A 14,710-nucleotide genomic window follows, 5' to 3' on the forward strand; every position below is an offset into this window, starting at 1 on the left:
GGTGTAAATAATGGAGGAAATAAAAAGATCTATTTCTGAAGAACTCGTCGAGTCTTACATGAATTACTCGATGAGTGTAATAATAGGAAGGGCCATCCCTGACGTGAGAGATGGACTAAAACCTGTCCAGAGAAGAATTCTCTTTTCGATGAACGAGTTAAACCTTAAAAACAGTGGTCCTACCAAAAAAAGTGCGAGGATAGTCGGAGAGGTCATGGGAAAGTACCATCCTCATGGAGATATGGCAATATACGATGCCCTTGTGAGAATGGCACAGGATTTCACGATGAGATATCCCCTCGTACATGGTCAGGGAAATTTCGGATCGATAGACAGAGATCCGCCGGCGGCTTCGAGGTACACCGAGGCAAAACTCTCAAAGATCGCCGAAGAAATGCTCGAGGACATAGAAGAAAATACAGTCGATATGGTACCTAACTTCGATGAAACTCTTAAGGAACCGGTCGTACTGCCGTCCAAAATCCCGCAGTTATTGCTTAACGGGGCATCTGGGATCGCCGTTGGAATGGCAACCTCTATACCTCCCCACAACATAGGAGAGGTGGCAGATCTCATTTCGAAATTCATAGACAATCCCGAAATGACGGACGATGAGGTTGCATCTCTTTTGAAAGGGCCCGACTTCCCGACCGGTGGCATCGTAATGGATTCCGAAGCGATAAGGAATATATACAGAACCGGACGCGGCTCGATCGTTATAAGATCGAGAACATCTATAGAAGATCACAAAAACAGAAGCAGAATCATCGTGACAGAGATCCCCTACGGTGTATCAAAGGCGTCTTTGATAGAGCAGATCGCCGAATACGCCAAAAATTCAAAAGAAAATATAATCTCAGATATACGAGACGAATCTGACAAGGAAGGACTTAGAATCGTCATAGAAATAGCGAGAAATGCCGATGCGAATATAGTTCTAAATAGGTTACTTAAACATACAGCCCTTGAGACTCACTTTGCAGTTCAGATGCTTGTCATAGATCACGGAAAGCCGAAATTGATGAATTTAAAGCAGATAATAAAGGCTTTCATAGATCACAGGTACGAAGTAATAAAAAGAAGAAGCGAATACGAATTCGAAAAATTTTCCAAGAGGGCCCATATAGTCGAGGGATTGATAAAGGCATCGAGAGCGATTGGAACGGTCGTTGACATAGTAAAAAATTCTCGAGACCTCGAAAGCGCAATAGATAGCCTTACGAAGATACTGGAAGTTTCGAGAGAACAGGCCGAGGCAATAATGGATATGAAACTACAAAGACTTACAACGCTCGAGCATGCAAAACTCGACGAAGAATACAAAAATCTCATAGAAAGTATGGGCAGACTCCACGCGTTGCTCGGATCTGATAGGATGATAATGGAAGAGATAAAGAAGGACATGGAGTACATAAAGTCAAAGTACGGGGACGCGAGAAGAAGTGAGATCTCACAAAGCACAGAAAATATAAACATAGAAGATCTCATCCCCGACGATGAGATAGTCGTCACGATAACGCATAACGGTTATGTCTCGGCCACAAAACTCGAAAGTTATAAGATGCAGTCAAGAGGCGGAAAGGGAAATATCTCGATTCGCACCCGAGAGGACGATTACGTAGAACATACCTTTGTAACGACCAAGTTGAGTTATACGGGTTTCATAACCAATCTTGGAAAATTCTATTTCATAAAGAATTACAACTTTCAAGAGAATGAAAAGGGATCCAAGGGAAAACTCATATTGAATTATTTCAATCTTTCTCCCAATGAAAAGGTCAAATCGGTCATATCGATAGGCCACACCCTTGATCCTTCAAAGGATATGTGGATAGCGACAAAATCGGGAAAGATAAAGAGGATCTCTCTGAGTGAATTTTCATTCAAGTCAAATGGTGTGCTTGCGATAAAACTCGAAGATGGAGACGAGGTTGTCGATAGCGCCCTTACAGACACGAATGAAAAGAACATAATAGCGCTTTCAACTTTGAAAGGCTTTGTAAACGCATTCAAGGATGAAGACGTCAGAAAGATGGGAAGAATGGCCATGGGGATCAGGGGCATAAGGTTGCACGAAGGAGACGAGGTAGTTTCGATGATAGTTTTAAAAGCAGACGAGGCAGATAAGGTCCAGTTATTGACCATAACTGAAAAGGGACTTGGAAAGAGGAGTCCATTCTCGGATTATCCGATTCATAAAAGAGGATCGCAGGGCGTAAGAAATCTAAGGTTAACGGCAAAAAATGGACTCGTCGTATCGACGGCCAAAGTCGTAGAAGATGATGAGATAATAGCCGTAACTGCCAATGGAAAGGCAATAAGATTCAAGGTTTCCGATCTTTCTGTAACGAGCAGAAACACGCAGGGCTTTAGATGTGTTGATCTCGATCCCGAAGACAAGGTCGTTGCATTCACGCCCTTGAGGGGGATAGATTCTTGAAGGTTGTGTGTGTCGTCGAATACGATGGAACGAATTTTCACGGTTCACAGTTCCATCCGAATGTCAGAACCGTTCAGGGAGAATTCGATGATGCCCTCGAAAAGATATTGAAAGTGCGACTAAGAACAGATCTTGCCGGAAGGACAGACACCGGAGTGCACGCGAATTGTCAGGTATTTTCATTTGACTACATCAACAAAAGGATGAATGAAAAGAACTTCAAAGAGGCCTTTAATTCTTTGCTTCCTTCTGACATGAGAGTTAAAGAGGTTTGGTTCGCGTCGGACGATTTCAATCCAAGAAATAGCGCGATCAAAAGAATATACCATTATTTCATACATAACTCGAAGGAAAGAAGCGTGTTTTTAAGAGACAGAATGTGGTGGTTTCCCTACCCTTTAGACGTTGGTAGAATGCGGCAGGCGGCCGTATATTTTGAAGGAATACATGATTTTACATCCTTTGCATCGATAGACAAAGATGATGACAGAAGCCCTGTCAGAACGATATACAGAGTTAGAATTCTGAAAAAGCACGACTACATACTTTTGAGATTTGAAGGGAAGTCTTTTCTGAGAAGAATGGTAAGAAACATGGTGGGAACCCTTGTAAAGGTTGGAACCGGAGATTGGCCGCCTGAAAAGGTCAAAGAATTGATCGAATTGAAAGACAGAAGCAAGGCGGCCGCCACGGCCCCATCACATGGTCTTTACCTTTACAAGGTCTGCTTTGAACAAAATAAAAAAGGGCAGGTCTATGAAGAAGAGACTCGATGAATTGTTACTTTCTCGTGGCCTATGTGAGACGAGAAGCAAGGCAAGGGATGAAATACTGCGCGGGAAGGTTTATGTAAATGGCGTCCAAGCCTCAAAAGGTGGGAAAATGGTGGAAGAGGACGCGGTCATCACTCTCGAAGACAAAGTATACGTTTCCCGTGGCGCGTACAAACTCTTAAAGGCACTCGATGAATTCGAAATAACGCTTGACGGAAAGATATGCTGCGATATTGGATCGTCAACGGGAGGATTCACGCAGGTGATGCTGGAACGTGGCGCGGAAAGAGTTTACGCCATAGATGTCGCAAGAGGCGAGTTTAGACTTAAAGATCCTAAAATAGTGCTTATGGAAGGAACAAACGCGCGTTTTTTAAAAAAAGCAGATTTCGATCTCTTGCCAGATTTTATAGCCTGTGATTTGTCTTTTATATCTTTGAAAAAGATTCTACCAGTGATAAAGGAAATATTGAAAGAAGACGGGATAGCCGTTTGCCTTTTGAAGCCGCAATTTGAAGTTGGGCCAAAAAATGTCAGAGATGGAATTGTTAAATCGAAAGATTTACATTTAGAAACGATAAGGGATATTTTGAACTTTGCAAAGGATTTGAACTTTAAAGTCAGCGGACTGACATTTTCACCGATTAAAGGAGGTAGTGGTAACATAGAATTTTTGATCGAGTTGAACGGAAAGGTTAAACCTTTCGATATCGAAAAGGTAGTTGAATTTGCTTGGAAAATGGAGGGAAGTCAGGATGTCCATTGTTGATAAGATTTTCGATCCAAACAAAAGATTTTTGAAAAGGGCATCAAAGATCGTTGAGCATATAAATGAACTTGAAGAGGATGCTAAAAAACTTAACGATTCGGATTTTGCAAATAAGACAAAAGAATTCAAAGAAAGACTTTCTAAGGGAGAGACCTTAGACGATCTTTTGCCCGAAGCCTTTGCGATCGTCAGAGAGGCATCGAGAAGGGCAATAGGCATGAGGCCATTTGATGTTCAATTGATGGGAGCGATAGCACTTCACGAAGGCATGGTGGCCGAAATGAAGACGGGAGAGGGAAAAACCCTCGTTGCGGTCATGCCAGCCTATCTTAACGCACTTGAAGGAAAAGGCGTCCATGTTGTGACGGTCAACGATTACCTTGCAAAAAGAGATGCCAACTGGATGAAGCCTGCTTACGAACTGCTTGGTCTTAGCGTAGGATTCTTGCAATCCGAGATGGATCAGGATCAAAGGCGGGCCCAGTACAACTGCGATATAACATACGGTACAAATACAGAAATGGGCTTCGATTATCTCAGAGACAATCTCGCCTACCTTCCCGAGCAAAGAGTTCAGAGAGGCCACAATTACGCGATCATAGATGAAGTAGATAGTATTTTGATAGATGAGGCAAGAACTCCTTTGATAATCTCGGGTCCGGCCGAAAACTCTTCGAGACTTTACAAACAATTTGCCTCCCTTGCCAAAAAACTGAAAAGAGACGAGGATTTCAAAATAGACGAAAAACAAAGAACGGTCTCTTTAACCGAAGAGGGGATAAAAAAGATAGAAAATTTGCTTGGAATTCAAAATCTTTACGATCCTTCAAATATAGAATACAACTTCCACATATTGAACGCACTCAGGGCACTCCACCTTTACAAAAAAGACGTTGATTACATAGTGCGTGGAAATGAGGTTGTCATAGTCGACGAATTCACAGGTAGAATACTCGAGGGTAGAAGGTATAGCGAAGGTCTTCACCAGGCGATAGAGGCCAAGGAAAATGTCCAGATAAAGGAAGAATCTATAACCTATGCTACGATAACTCTCCAGAATTACTTTCTCATGTACAAAAAGATAGCCGGTATGACAGGAACGGCTTACACGGAACGAGAAGAATTCGATCAGATTTACAAGATGAAAGTCGTCATCATACCGACGAACAAGCCAATGATAAGACGTGACATGGACGATCTCATATACAGAACTGAAGAGGAAAAGTACAACGCCATAATAGAGGAAGTAACAAAAAGGTATCAAAAGGGCCAGCCTATACTTATAGGAACAACTTCAATAGAAAAGAACGAAAAACTCAGTGCCATGCTGAAAAGAAAGGGTATACCGCACGAGGTGCTAAACGCCAAAAATCACGAAAAAGAAGCGGAAATAATAGCAAAGGCCGGTCAAAAGGGAGCCGTAACGGTCGCAACCAACATGGCGGGACGCGGTGTTGACATAAAACTCGGAGAAGGCGTCGTCGAGTTGGGAGGGCTCTTTGTGCTCGGTACCGAAAGACACGAATCGCGCCGTATAGATAACCAGTTGCGCGGTCGTTCTGGGCGTCAGGGAGATCCGGGAGAGTCAAGATTTTACATATCGACAGAGGATAACCTTTTGAGGATCTTTGGCGGAGACAGAATGAAATCCTTGATGAACACGCTGAAGATCGCTCCGGGTCAACCCATAGAGCATCCCATGCTTTCAAGGCTTATAGAGCAGGCTCAAAAAAAGGTCGAGGGAATGCATTTTTCCATAAGAAAGCATTTGCTCGAACTCGATTCGGTTCTTGACAGACAGAGAAATGCGGTTTATTCTCATAGAAATTGGATTCTTGACGGTACAGACGTTAGAGAACACCTTATGGAAATCTTCGAAGATGTCGTTGACAGAAGAATCCAAAATTATCTTTCTTCTAAAGATCCAGACGAATGGGACTGGGAAAGTTTCTCCAACGAACTTTCGGCGATCTTTCCATTTTTCTCTTTAGATGGTAAATCAAAAGAAGAGGTAGAAGAGTTAAAATCACAAATAATGGAAGATTTGAAGAAGAATTACGATGCAAAGGTTTCGGAAATCGGTGAGGAGAGATTCCCACAAATTCTCAAATACGTTATGCTCAAGGTTATAGACGAGAGATGGAGATTACATCTACAAGAAGTTGACATGCTAAAAGAATCGATAAACTTGCGTGCCTATGGACAAAAGGATCCGGTCATAGAGTTTAAGAAGGAGAGTTACCAAAGGTTTGAAGAAATGGTCGACGGAATGTATGATGACATCTCTTCGATAGTCTTCAGAATCGTCATGGTAGACGAACAAAAAGAAAAGGAACGTGCAAAGAAGAGATTTTCAGTGCTTCAAACGCAGCATTCTGATTTCACGCTCTCCAACGGTAAAAAAGACGAAAAGGTCGAAGAGGCAAAAAAGAGAAGAATGCGTGTTAAAAGGTGAAAGGGTGATTAGGTGATAAATTACGATCTAAAAGTCAAAATAGAGGACATTCAAAAAAGATTCGGCGAACTTGTAAAGGTCTTCGATGAAAAAAAGATAAAGGGCGAGATAGAGAGTTTGGAGAGCAAAACCACGGCAGATGGTTTCTGGAATGATTCCAAATCGGCCCAGGAGATCCTCAAAAATCTGAAAGATCTCAAGGAAAAATACGACTTGTTTCAAAAGATGAAGTCAAAGATGGAAGAGGTAGATGTTGGCCTTGAACTCGCAGATGAAGATGAAGAATTTGCACAGAATCTTGAAGAGGTCGTTGAGGACGCAAAGGAACTCATAGAAAGATTCGAACTCATCATGATGCTCAATGGCAGATTTGACGATCTTAATTGCTACCTTTCAATCCATCCCGGAGCGGGAGGAACGGAATCTCACGACTGGGCACAGATGCTTTTGAGGATGTACACGAGATGGGCCGAAAGAAAGCATTTTGAAATAGAAGAGATAGATATCCAGCCCGGCGAAGAGGCCGGTATAAATAGCGCGACATTACTTATAAAGGGTGAATACGCCTATGGCTTTCTGAAATATGAAAGGGGTGTTCACAGGCTTGTAAGGATCTCGCCATTTGACGCGGCAAAAAGAAGGCATACCTCTTTTGCCTCTGTCAATGTTTTACCTGAATTAAAGGAAGACATAGAAGTCGAAATAAAAGATGAGGATCTAAGGATAGACACATACAGGGCCTCTGGTGCTGGAGGCCAACACGTCAACAGAACTGATTCAGCAGTAAGAATCACACATATTCCAACCGGAATAGTCGTGGAATGTCAGAATGAAAGATCTCAATTTCAAAACAAAGAGACGGCAATGAGAATTTTAAAGGCGAGGCTTTATCAATTGGAAGTTGAAAAGAGGCAGGCCGAACTTCAAAAGATACAGGGCACGTTGAAAGAAATAGGATGGGGAAGTCAGATAAGGTCCTACGTTTTTCAACCATATACCATGGTCAAAGATCACAGAACAGACTACGAAACCGGTAATATTCAGGCAGTTATGGATGGGGAAATAGACGACTTCATCTATGCAGAACTCGTCTTTTTCGCAAGAAATGGGGGTAACGAATTTTGAAATATTTTTATTTCTATCTGACCAATTCAAGAATAGAATGAAAAAAGTGATCGTAATGGCTGGCCAAAACGATGAAGATTACGGCCAGCGCTTGACTCATGTGAAGGTAAGAGAAGTCTTAAGATCCAGGAATATCGAAAGTGTATACCCTAAGTTTTCCATTCATACTATGACGATAATACCATTTTACGATGGTTTAATTGTCAGTGGGAAGTTAAACAGATACATTGATAATTCTGCGATAATAGATCTTGCTCTTGAATTCGGTAAAGAGGTGTTTTTATTTGGACTCAACCTTGAAGAGTCTGACAGAAGAATGGTAAAGCATCTGACAACTCAAATAATGAGCCCTCTTGTAAAAGGATTCGTAACGGATGCCGTTGGACAAAGATGGGCCTCTTTGTGGGCCGGATCAAGAATAAAGGCTGGAGTAGACATTGCGAATGTGTACCTTCTTGAAAGGTCTGAATATGAGAGAGGCAAGTTCGTTGTAATAGCGCCTTCAAAGGATGGAATTTTAAGCAAATGTACCGAAGAAAAATGGTTTCCAATGATGGATGCAAGGGTAATAGTTGAAGATCCACAGGATTCAAAGACAGCCGTTCAATTCGCTTCAAAACTTAAAGTCGACGATGTTTCTTTGATCTTTAAAATAAACGATATTATGGATGCAATAAAGAATGCGAGATTTGTCATATCTGAAAAATTTTACACAACCCTTACGGCTATTTCCTTTGAAACGCCTTTTGTTCACGTCGGAAAAAAGATATTAAGGTACATAGGAAAGGATTTCTCAAATTACGTATGCGATCCGGACATGACAGAACTTGGACTTGCCTTTTCAAGGTTGAACGAATTTGATTTTGATGCCATTAAAAATTTCAATTCTCGTGTAAGGTCGGTATACAACGACATGGAAAGAGAATTAGATGCTTTTACGGGAAAAAACTCTTAAGGAAGCATCGGGAGGAAAAAGATGATCAAAGATTTAATCGCTCTTGCAACCGTGATGTTTTCTATGAGAAGATGGAACAACAGGCCAACATTTGAATCTATAAGTGAGGCCTCAAATAGTGGTTTTATCCTTCATGTGGCACACCTGATGGGCATGCTTGAAATCTCAAATGGTAAAAAAGTCGATATGTCAAAGTTGATAAATCGCATCATATTGAAAGATATGCCCAAGTGCATAATCTCGGACATATCCCTTTCGACAAAGAGAATGATCCAGACGCTTTCCCCTTCGGCGTGGGACAGAATGTACAAAAGTTCAATAGATGATATCCTCAAGGACGTGCCTGACAAATTCAAAGCACAGTTTGAAGACGCGATGATCAACTCGAGAGATGAATCAATTGAGGGAAAAATAGTCAATGCCGCTGATCTTTACGCCGCATTCAAAGAGGCCGAAACAAATGTGAGATTCTTTCCAGAATACTTCAAGGAGCCTTTTGAATCAATCAAGAAGGCGATGTATAAGATCGATCTTGAATCCTTCCATAATATACTCGAAGATGAAAAACTTAAAAATTACCTTACCCAAATAGCGGCTTTGATGTACGCGGTAAGATGGAACCAACATCCAAGAACCGTTCCAACGACCGTCGCTGGCCACACATTTTTTGTCACATTCACATCTTATCTTATCGCCCTCGAAATGAACGAAATCAACATGCTTGACGTCCTTGAAAGGTCTATCTTTCACGATGTGCCAGAAGCATTAACGGGAGACATAATCTCACCGACCAAAAGAAGGGTAGAAGGGTTCGAGACCGTTGTCGAAGAGGTAGAATCAAAAATGGTAAACGAAATATTGCTTCCACTTCTGCCATCGGAGATCGCAAAATACTATTCGCCTTTGATGCTAAAGCCCTTCGATGGAGGCATCGAGGGAAAGGTCGCCCGTGCTTCCGACCTCATGGGCAGTCTTGTCGAGTGCAAGATGGAGATAGTCAACGGAATGCAAATAGACTTTTTCAGAAAGAGTTATGAATCCATAAAACAACAGATAAAATTTATGAATTTAGAGGTGGTCAATCAAATGATAGTTTGACCAAACGGGGAGGTGCAAAGGTGAAAAAGTTTTTTGTGTTGTTGATTTTGGCACTTATTGCGGGTATAGGGTTATCGCTGACCGTTACATTCGTTACGGATACGGGCGGCATAGGAGACAAATCCTTCAACGACAGTGCATGGAATGGAGTCGAGATGGCCGTCAAAAATCTCGGTGTTACCGCAAATCTGATTCAATCCTATGAGCAGGCCGACTACATTCCAAATCTTTCGGCAGCGGCACAGGTTTCAGACGTGGTTGTTGCGGTTGGATTCTTGATTCAGGATGCAGTTATAAAGGTGGCACCGCAATTTCCAAACACGAAATTCATCTTCATAGACGGATCGATAAATGGGATACCAAACGTTGAAAGTTACATCTTTGCCCAGCAGCAAGGAGGATTTTTGGTCGGCTACATAGCCGCAGCAATGACAAAAACTGGAAAGGTTGGAGTAGTTGCGGGAATGCCAATTCCTCCCGTTGACAGTTACATGTATGGATATGAAGCGGGCGTTGAAACTTACAACGTGCTTCATGGAACAAATGTGCAGGTTATCTCCGGTTACGTTGGGAGTTTCGATGATCCGGCAGCAGGAAAGGCGATGACCGAAAGCCAAATTGCCGCCGGTGCCGATATAGTATACCAACTCGCGGGTCTTAGCGGACTTGGAGTCATAGATGCGATGAAGAACCAGCCGGCCGGATATTACGCGATAGGAGCAGACATGGATCAGGATTATCTTGCACCGGGCCATGTACTTGTGAGTTCTTTAAAAAGAGTTGATATAGGCGTTTACGACGGGATAAAATCGGTCGTCGATGGAACATTCAAAGGAGGAACGATTTTACTTTCTTTGAATAACGGAGGAATAGGAATAAGTCCGATGACTTACACGAAACAACTTGTTCCTCAATCCGTTATGAAAGAGGTAAAGGTCCTCGAGCAGATGATAATCGATGGTAAGTTGAATATTCCACAGACAAAAGAGGAATTTCAAAGTTTTCAGGTTCCACAGATCACTTTCTAAAGCCCCTAACGGGGCTTTTTTGCCGAGGTGAAATTATGTTGGTGTACGGTCATAGAGGATACAGCGCAAAATATCCCGAGAACACGCTTTTGGCCTTTCAGAAGGCGATAGAATACGGCGCAGATGGGATAGAATTAGATGTCCATCTGACAAAAGACAAGAAAATAGTCGTATGTCACGATGAAACGATAGACAGAACCTTTAACGGTTCCGGCCTTATTTCAGAGATGACGCTCGAAGAACTCAGAAAGTACGATTCACACGGCCAGAAGATTCCCACACTCGAGGAAGTATTCGATCTTATAGGTCCATTATTCAAAATAAACGTGGAACTCAAAACTGACGTCATAGAATCTGACGAGTTGGTCTTTAGAACTGTAAAACTCGTCAAAGAGAGAAATCCTGACAGGGTAATAATATCTTCATTCAACCACAAAAGCATACTTTACGCAAGAGAACTGGATAAGAATTTAAAACTCGCCTTTCTCTTTGGAGATCAACACATAGGAAAAACAAAAGAGATAGAAAAGCAGAGTGTCGAGGCGGGAATCTTTTCCTACAATCTGCCGGTTTACGCCAAGGGAATGGCCGAAATGGACGAATTGATCGATTTTGCGAAGGATCAGGGGATAAAGATAGTCTTTTGGACAGTTAATGACAGAGAAGATATGGAATACGCGATAGAAAAAGAAGCCTACATCGTTATAACGAATGAAATTGAAAAGATAAGAGAGATTTTGATATCTCGTTTGGAATAAATTGAAAAGATACTTTCATCTCTACCACCTTTTCTCGAATAATTTCTCGATTCTCTCTTATCTTTTAACTTCGGCCATAAATTCTGTTGCCGCCGAATGGAACCTACCGTTTTTCATGATAGGTTTGATAAATTTTGCCGGTGCCATCTCCTACGTGACGGCAAGTTTGTTTTTTGGAAGACTTGGCGATCTTTTCGGTCAGAAAAGGATTTTAATCTTTATAACGATTATCTTTGCATTTTTTAACGTGCTCGGTTTCTTCTGGTCGAATGTCTTTGAACTTTTCGTCTTTGCCATAGGAGTGAACCTCTTCTTTGGAACATTTTTCCCCCAGATCGAAGGATTACTCTCAAAGAGGGAAAAGGCATTAAAGATAGATCCTGCGAGCACCGTAAATAGATTCACCCTTTCGTGGAGCACGGGAAATATAATAGGGATGGCGCTCGGACCCTTTTTGATAATCAAGTATCCTTACATAACATTTGGGTATGGAATAGCGCTAAACATCATTGCCTCTTACATAATAAGGCGGGATCTTTTGAAAAATGGTGAGGCCATAAAGTTTAAACCATCTTACAGACTTACCGTTGCACCAAAGAATATAGATTTTCCACGCATAAAACTTTACAGACTCGTGTACAGAACGACTCTTTTCCTTTCAGGCCTTGTTTATTCTGCCGTCCTTTCATTATTTCCAAAGGTTATAAGCATGAATGGATTGCCCGTAAGAATAAGCGGATTTCTTATAGTAGGCGCCAACATAGGCGTTTTGATCGTTTTTTTAGCGCTCGGAAGGATAAAGATATGGGTTGGAAATCCAATCCTATCGACGATCTTCCTCTCCGTCATTCCGGTTGAAACCATTCTACTTTTCTTACCACCCCACTTTCCGCAGATAAAAAACAGTTTTTTGGATTTATTTGAAACTCATGTTTTAAAATTGAAAGTGGGAAATGATTAGAGTCAGTAATAGCCAAAGAAGCATTTGCTGTAACCTTGACGCACATCACAAAGATTATACCACTATTTACCGTTTCGGATAGAGTCCATTGATTTATGCCTTTCTGCTGCTATGATCTATTTGAAAAAGACAGCGGAGGTAGAAAAATGGAAATCACTACAAAGCAACTTGATCACCATGGACTTGTGGCTGGGACATTTGATAAATTTGAAATGGGAGAGGTCATTGAAAAGAGAATACCGAAAGTCCGGAACTTCAATCTTTCAACGTCTGCGATAATAAAAGCGATGATCATACTCGGGCTTGGTTTTGTTGACAGGAGATTGTACTTTGCAGGGAGTTATTTTGAGAACTGGGATGTTGAGAAACTTTTAGGCGAAGGAACTAAACCGGAAGATCTTAACGATGACGCTCTCGGCAGAGTGCTTGACAAGATTTATGATTACGGTCCAACGGAATTATTTCAAGAGATAGCGGCGCACGCTTTGAACAAACTTGAAATGGATGTTCACCTCGTTCACACCGATACCACAAGCGTGAGTGTAAGCGGCAATTACGAGATGGAAGACGGGACGAATGGTTTTAAGATCACCTTCGGTCATTCGAAAGATCACAGACAGGATTTGAAACAATTCGTGATAGGGATGGTTGTAAATCAGCATGGAATGCCGATGTTTGCCAAAACATACAACGGGAACGAATCGGATAAAGAGTCGATCAAAGAAATGGTCAAAGCAATCAGGAAGAACATTGACAAAGACAAGAAAGTCTATCATGTGGCAGACAGTGCTTTCTACACTGCGGAAAACATTAGCGAACTCAGAACAACATACTGGATAAGCCATGTGCCGTCTACGATAAAAGAGGCTGAAGAAATGCTAAATAAAGAAGTTGAATTTCGTCCGACCAAAATTGAAGGATATGAAGTGTATTCCGAAATAAGCAATTACGGCGGGATAAAACAAAAATGGATAATGGTGAATTCGAAATATCTTAAAGAACAGGAACTGAAAACATTTGACAGGCATTTGAAAAAAAGCAAGACAGAAGCGGAAAAGTCATTGAAAAAGACTGTGACGAAAGAACGGTATTTTTGTTCTGAAGACGGAATAAACAAGTCCAGACAATGGATGGAAGCTCATCCTCTTTTCAAATACGACAAGTTTGAGATAAAGAGCGTAAGAGTCAGAACTGACGGGAAAAGAGGAAGGCCTAAAGATGGGGATCCGACGATAGAAATGTATGAAATAGATGCTGAGATAGGTCTGAATGAAGAAGCGGTTGAAAAGGCCAAAGCAAAACTCGGAAGATTCATACTTTCAACGAACGACATTGAACTTGAAGATGAAAAAGTGCTCGAATATTACAAAAACCAGACAACGGTCGAAAGAGGATTCAGGTTTTTGAAAGACAAAAGTTTCGGAGTAAGCGATGTGTATCTGAAAAAGCCCGGACGGATTCAGGCACTTGTGATGATAATGGTATTGACGTTATTGGTGTACTCGCTTTCGGAATGGGAAATAAGGCGCACATTGAAAGAGACAGGGCAAACATTTCCGAATCAGTTGAAAAAGCCGACAAACAGGCCGACATTCAGGTGGATATGTCAGAACTTCATGAACATAACCGTTGTAAATGTGGTTACAGATGGGCAAACAACCACACAGATAGCGAATTTAAAAGATTTGCAGATCAAAGTGATAAGACTTTTGGGAGTTGAATATGAAAAATATTATTTCTGATCAAAGATGTGCGAAATGTGGGCCACCATCACCTGTTTTGTTCTTTTTGATCTCCTTTTTTGCCGGAATGAGTTATGCCGTCCCCTATACCTATGCTATCTTCTATGGACTGAACTCTCAGGATGAGGATGAAGGAAAACAAGGGGGCTTTCACGAAGCGATAATAGGCATGATATTCGGAATAGGACCTTTGATTGGCGGATTGGCAATTCAGATGTTGAATTTAGCGGGCCTTGGAATAATGTCGGCAACAATTCTAATTGCCGTCGCGATAATTCAGTATTCATTCATAAAATCTCTCACAAAAAAATAAAGGCCACAAGGCCTTTATTTGAATTGATTGACAAAGTTGAGTTGAAGATTGACGATGTGATTTTTTATCTCTTTTATTTCATTTTCATCTAACCTTTTGTCGAGTACTTCTGACATTTTTTCGAGCAAATCTATTAAGAATTTTGCGTCTTCTTTTGATTTGTGAAATTCTCCGTCAGTGTCTTTGATAAGGCCAAGAGATATCCATGCTTTTTCTTCAAGAAGTCCAAAGACAAAAGAGACAAATTCCGCTGGAGAGAGATAATTCTTCTGTTTGTCCTCTTCTGCCATAAC

13 protein-coding genes are annotated in these 14,710 nt (G+C 41.4%); 12 read left to right on the forward strand and 1 reads right to left on the reverse strand.

Going from position 1 to position 14,710, the window contains the following annotated elements:
• Positions 1-10: 10 nt before the first annotated feature.
• The 12 genes from gyrA (at position 11) to ATHSA_RS02290 (ending at position 14,417) form a co-directional block, all read left to right on the forward strand.
• Positions 11-2,440 (forward strand): DNA gyrase subunit A, encoded by a 2,430-nt coding sequence (gene gyrA, locus ATHSA_RS02235; protein ID WP_161847561.1) that lies wholly within the window; start codon positions 11-13, stop codon positions 2,438-2,440.
• On the forward strand, positions 2,437-3,216 hold the full coding sequence (truA, locus tag ATHSA_RS02240) for a tRNA pseudouridine(38-40) synthase TruA (protein WP_161847562.1): 780 nt from the start codon (positions 2,437-2,439) through the stop codon (positions 3,214-3,216). The genes gyrA and truA overlap by 4 nt, the downstream gene beginning before the upstream one ends.
• Entirely contained in the window at positions 3,197-3,982 is a 786-nt protein-coding gene (locus ATHSA_RS02245; RefSeq protein ID WP_197739197.1) for a TlyA family RNA methyltransferase, read from the forward strand. The genes truA and ATHSA_RS02245 overlap by 20 nt, the downstream gene beginning before the upstream one ends.
• Positions 3,969-6,437, forward strand: a complete 2,469-nt coding sequence (secA, locus tag ATHSA_RS02250; protein WP_161847564.1) for a preprotein translocase subunit SecA — start codon at positions 3,969-3,971, stop codon at positions 6,435-6,437. Before ATHSA_RS02245 ends, secA begins: the two co-directional genes overlap by 14 nt.
• Positions 6,438-6,449: 12 nt before the next feature.
• Positions 6,450-7,562, forward strand: a complete 1,113-nt coding sequence (gene prfB, locus ATHSA_RS02255) for a peptide chain release factor 2 (protein ID WP_161847565.1) — start codon at positions 6,450-6,452, stop codon at positions 7,560-7,562.
• A 37-nt stretch (positions 7,563-7,599) separates the two neighbouring features.
• Complete coding sequence (locus ATHSA_RS02260; protein ID WP_161847566.1) at positions 7,600-8,517, forward strand: hypothetical protein; 918 nt, start codon at positions 7,600-7,602, stop codon at positions 8,515-8,517.
• A gap of 21 nt (positions 8,518-8,538) precedes the next feature.
• Positions 8,539-9,615 carry an HD domain-containing protein gene (locus ATHSA_RS02265; RefSeq protein WP_161847567.1) on the forward strand — a complete coding sequence of 359 codons (1,077 nt, stop codon included), beginning with the start codon at positions 8,539-8,541 and terminating at the stop codon, positions 9,613-9,615.
• Between the two features lie 20 nt (positions 9,616-9,635).
• A complete protein-coding gene (locus ATHSA_RS02270) occupies positions 9,636-10,643 on the forward strand; it encodes a BMP family lipoprotein (RefSeq protein WP_161847568.1) in 1,008 nt (335 codons plus the stop codon).
• 41 nt (positions 10,644-10,684) lie between these two features.
• Positions 10,685-11,401 (forward strand): glycerophosphodiester phosphodiesterase, encoded by a 717-nt coding sequence (locus tag ATHSA_RS02275; RefSeq protein ID WP_232060141.1) that lies wholly within the window; start codon positions 10,685-10,687, stop codon positions 11,399-11,401.
• A gap of 1 nt (position 11,402) precedes the next feature.
• Positions 11,403-12,362, forward strand: coding sequence for an MFS transporter (locus ATHSA_RS02280; RefSeq protein WP_161847570.1), 960 nt, complete (start codon positions 11,403-11,405; stop codon positions 12,360-12,362).
• 95 nt (positions 12,363-12,457) lie between these two features.
• Positions 12,458-14,104, forward strand: a complete 1,647-nt coding sequence (locus tag ATHSA_RS02285; protein ID WP_232060051.1) for an IS1634 family transposase — start codon at positions 12,458-12,460, stop codon at positions 14,102-14,104.
• Positions 14,085-14,417 (forward strand): hypothetical protein, encoded by a 333-nt coding sequence (locus ATHSA_RS02290; RefSeq protein WP_161847572.1) that lies wholly within the window; start codon positions 14,085-14,087, stop codon positions 14,415-14,417. The genes ATHSA_RS02285 and ATHSA_RS02290 overlap by 20 nt, the downstream gene beginning before the upstream one ends.
• 14 nt (positions 14,418-14,431) lie before the next feature.
• On the opposite strand, the gene ATHSA_RS02295 is transcribed toward ATHSA_RS02290, so the two are convergent.
• Complete coding sequence (locus ATHSA_RS02295) at positions 14,432-14,707, reverse strand: DUF1844 domain-containing protein (protein WP_161847573.1); 276 nt, start codon at positions 14,705-14,707, stop codon at positions 14,432-14,434.
• Positions 14,708-14,710 lie beyond the last annotated feature (3 nt).

Origin of the sequence: Athalassotoga saccharophila (assembly GCF_009936215.1) — a bacterium.
Taxonomy (GTDB): domain Bacteria; phylum Thermotogota; class Thermotogae; order Mesoaciditogales; family Mesoaciditogaceae; genus Athalassotoga; species Athalassotoga saccharophila.